This is a genomic window from Pseudomonadota bacterium (assembly GCA_030860485.1).
In the GTDB taxonomy this organism is placed as follows: domain Bacteria; phylum Pseudomonadota; class Gammaproteobacteria; order JACCXJ01; family JACCXJ01; genus JACCXJ01.
The window spans coordinates 1-4,135 of sequence record JALZID010000078.1; the positions used below are offsets into that span (position 1 = coordinate 1).

General features: G+C 61.4%; 1 protein-coding gene and 1 pseudogene. Both read left to right on the forward strand.

Features of this window, described 5'->3' with window-relative positions; translation table 11 throughout:
• Positions 1 to 123 precede the first annotated feature (123 nt).
• A pseudogene (locus M3461_04630) lies at positions 124 to 1,417 on the forward strand (site-specific DNA-methyltransferase).
• Entirely contained in the window at positions 1,417 to 4,092 is a 2,676-nt protein-coding gene (locus M3461_04635; GenBank protein ID MDQ3773691.1) for a DEAD/DEAH box helicase family protein, read from the forward strand. The pseudogene M3461_04630 and the gene M3461_04635 overlap by 1 nt, the downstream one beginning before the upstream one ends.
• The last annotated feature ends 43 nt before the right edge of the window (positions 4,093 to 4,135 follow it).

The following is a 4,135-nucleotide window of genomic DNA, read 5'->3' on the forward strand; positions in this document are numbered from 1 at the left end:
CTCCCCTATCCGCGCTGCCTTCGAGAGGCTTCAAACCCTCATCGACCAGGCCTGCCAGGAGGCACAACTCGCCATCAGATAAACTTGACTCATTTGCATCGTATTTCATTATGCAAGTACTCTAGAGTTATAGAACGTTGCCTCTTGATGAGCACCGACCCCGGCGATCTCGTGCTGGACCCCACCTGCGGTTCCGGAACCACAGCCCATGTCGCCGAGCAATGGGGCCGACGGTGGATCACCTGCGATACCTCCCGCGTCGCTCTCGCCCTTGCCAAGCAGCGGCTGATGACAGCGGTGTTCGATTATTACGAACTGGCCCACCCGAAGGAAGGCATTGCCAGCGGGTTCACATACAAGACCGTTCCTCATGTGACGCTTGGTTCTATCGCCAACAACCCGGAAATCCGCGAGGGCATGACCCGCGAGCAGATTGACACGGCGATCCGCAAGTACGCCGATCAGGAGACGCTCTACGATCAGCCCCTGACCGACAAGAAAAAGACGCGCGTGATCGGCCCCTTCACCGTCGAGGCCGTCCCAGCCCCGGCGGTCAAGCCTCTGGAGGATGTCAGGGAAGCGCCGGGTGACTATGAAGCAGACGCAGCGATAGCGCGGACAGGCGAGACCCGGCGGCAGGGTGACTGGCGCGACGAACTGCTGCGGACCGGCATACGCGGTAAGGGCGGACAGCGGATCGAATTCTCCCGCGTCGAGGCGCTGGCGGGCACACGCTGGCTTCATGCCGACGCCGGAGGACAAGCCGCAGCGCGTGGTGGTGTCCTTCGGCCCCGAGCATGCGCCGCTCGAACAGCGGCAGGTGGCCCTTGCCATCGAGGAGGCGCAGCAGCTTGTCCCGAAGCCGAAGATGATCGTCTTTGCCGCCTTCCAGTTCGATCCGGAGGCCGCCAAGGACATCGACGAAACCAACTGGCCGGGCGTGACGTTGCTGAAAGCGCAGATGAACGCCGACCTTCTGACCGAAGACCTCAAGAAGAAACGCGCCAGCAACGAGAGCTTCTGGCTGATCGGGCAGCCCGATGTTTCACTGGAGGAGATCCGCAAGGGCGAAGACGCCGGGAAATATCGCGTTACGGTGAACGGCTTTGATTACTACAACACCCGGACCGGTGAGATCGACTCCGGCGGCGCGGGCAAGATCGCCATGTGGATGATCGACCCCGACTATGACGGGCGCAGCCTGTTGCCGCGTCAGGTCTTTTTCCCCATGGCGGGGGATAAAGACGGCTGGACTAAACTCGCCAAAAGTTTGAAGGCAGAGATCGACGAGGGGTTGATCGAGGCCTATCGCGGGACGGTGTCCCTGCCGTTTTGCGCCGGTGATCACCGTCGGGCGGCGGTAAAGATCATTGACGACCGTGGGATCGAAAGCCTGAAGGTTATCAAGGTGGGGTGATGGAACGCGCATCCATAGACCGCCTGATCATCAACTCTCCTTACGAGGAGCCGCAGCGCTACTGGCGCTATAACCGCGAGAACCGGACCTTTACCCTGGTCGAGGGCGAGCGCAGGCCCGCCGGTTACGTGGTGGCCTCGGAAAGCTCCTGGTGCTTCGATGATCCGGGCGTGTTCGTCGAGATCCCCCTGGTCAAGCAGATCCGTCCGCGTGTCGAAGCGTGGCGGAAGGCTGGTTATCCCGGCGTGACAGGCATTACCAAGCGCCTTCTGGAGCATTGGACGAATCCCGAAGAGTATGAGAGACGGCGGTTTTTCTTATGTCAGCTCGAAGCGGCGGCAACCCTGATCTGGCTCACCGAAGCCCCGGCCGCCGAGAAGGTGGGCATTGACGTTCCTTCGGACGGGGGCACGTTCACTCGCCTGTGCGCGAAGATGGCGACGGGAACGGGCAAGACCGTGGTGATGGCGATAGTCATTGCCTGGAACATCCTTAACAAAGCGACCTATCCGCAGGACACGCGCTTTTCCAAGAACGTGCTGGTGGTGGCCCCCGGCCTGACCGTCAAGAGCCGTCTGGCCGTTCTGGAGCCATCACACCCCGCAAGCTACTACGAGGCCTTCAGCATCGTTCCCGGTGCGTTGCGCGACCGGCTGCGCGAGGGCCGGGTGATCATCCGTAACTGGCACGCGCTCAACTGGGAGAGCGAAGAGAAGATCGGCAAGCGGCGCAGCGTGGACAAGCGCGGGGCCAAGAGCGACGAAGCCTATGTCCGCGACGTGCTGGGGGACATGGCGGGTGCCCGCAACATCCTGGTCGACAACGACGAGGCTCACCACGCCTGGCGGGTGCCGGCGGAATCCAAGGTCAAGGGCGTCTCCAAGGATGAGATCGAGGAAGCCACCAAGTGGATCGGTGGCCTTGACCGTATCAACCGGGCGCGCGGCGTGTTGATGGCTTACGATTTTTCGGCGACACCCTTTACGCCATCGGGCAAGAAAAGCTCCGAGGAAGCCCTGTTTGGCTGGATCGTCAGCGACTTCGGGCTGAACGACGCGATTGAATCCGGTCTGGTGAAAACCCCGCGGGTCGTGGTGCGGGACGACGCGGTTCCCGACGCGAAAACCTACAAATCCCGCCTCTATCACATCTACAACGATCTAGAGGTGAAGGACGATCTCAACCGTCCGGCGGAGCCGGAAGCGCCGCTGCCTGACCTGGTGCTGAACGGCTATTACCTGCTGGGGTTCGACTGGAAGGAAACCGCCCGGGCATGGGAGGAGCAGGGTTTCAGGACGCCGCCGGTGATGATCACCGTCGCCAACCGCACGGAGACCGCCGCCCGCATCAAGCATGCCTTTGACCGCAAAAAGATCCTGATCCAGGAGCTGTGCGATCCCGTGCGAACCTTGCACATCGACTCGCGGGTGCTCGATGAAGCCGAGGCCTCCGAGGAGCCGCTGGCGCAGGTTGGAAGCGAGGAGGAGGGGGAAGAGGAGAGCAACGGAACAGAGCGCAAGCTGACCAAGAAGCAGCAGGCCGAGCTACTGCGCCAGCAGGTAGATACCGTCGGGCAGGCGGACAAACCCGGCGAGCAGATTCAAAACGTCATATCCGTGGGGATGCTTTCGGAAGGCTGGGATGCCAAGACCGTCACCCATATCATGGGCCTGCGTGCCTTCACCAGCCAGCTTCTGTGCGAACAGGTCGTAGGAAGGGGATTGCGGCGCACCGCCTACGAGATCAACCCCGAGACGGGTCTCTTCGATGCCGAGTACGTCAACATCTTCGGCGTGCCGTTTACCTTCCTGCCGCATGAAGGCGGGGATGGTCCGCCGCCGCCACCTCCGCCGCCGAAGACGGCGATTGAGCCTGTTTCCGACAAGGCTGAGTATGCGATCCGGTGGCCCAATATCATCCGCATTGACCATGTGTACCGTCCGCGCCTGACCCTCGATCTGGACAAGGTGAAGGCCCTGGAGCTCAACGCCAGCCAGACCGCAAAGCTGGCCGAGCTTGCCCCCATTCTGGAGGGCAAGCCGGATGTCACCAAGATCGCCGAAATTGACCTGGAACGCCTGGCCCGCGAGTTCCGTATGCAGAAGATCGTCTTCGAGACGGCGCGGGACGTTTACGACCAGATGCAAAAGGACTGGAAGGGGAGCAAGGAGTTCCTGCTTGCCCAGCTCGTCCGCGTGGTCGAGCAGTTCATCGGATCGGGCAAGATCAGCATTACCCCGGCGCTCTTCCATCAGGATGAGCTCAAGCGCCGCCTGATCGTCACGCTCAACATGACCCGCGTGGTCCAGCATATCTGGGAGGCGATCCGCTTCGAGAACACCGAAGCGCTCGAGCCGGTCTTCGATCAAGACCACCCGATCCGCTCAACCGGCGACATGGGGACCTGGTACACCGGCAAGCCGTGTGAATCCACAAAGCGCTCACATATCAATTTCTGCGTCTATGACAGCACCTGGGAGGCTTCTGAGGCTTTCGAGCTGGACCGCAACCCGGCGGTGGCCGCCTGGGTGAAGAATGATCACCTCGGGTTCGAGGTGTTTTACATCTATAAGGGCGTGGTTCGGAAATACCGCCCGGATTTCCTCATCCGGCTGGCGTCAGGGAACACCCTCGTGCGAAACCAAGGGCATGGACACCGAGCAGGATCAGACTAAGCGCCGCTTTCTGGACGAATGGGTGAAGGCCGTGAACGCGCAC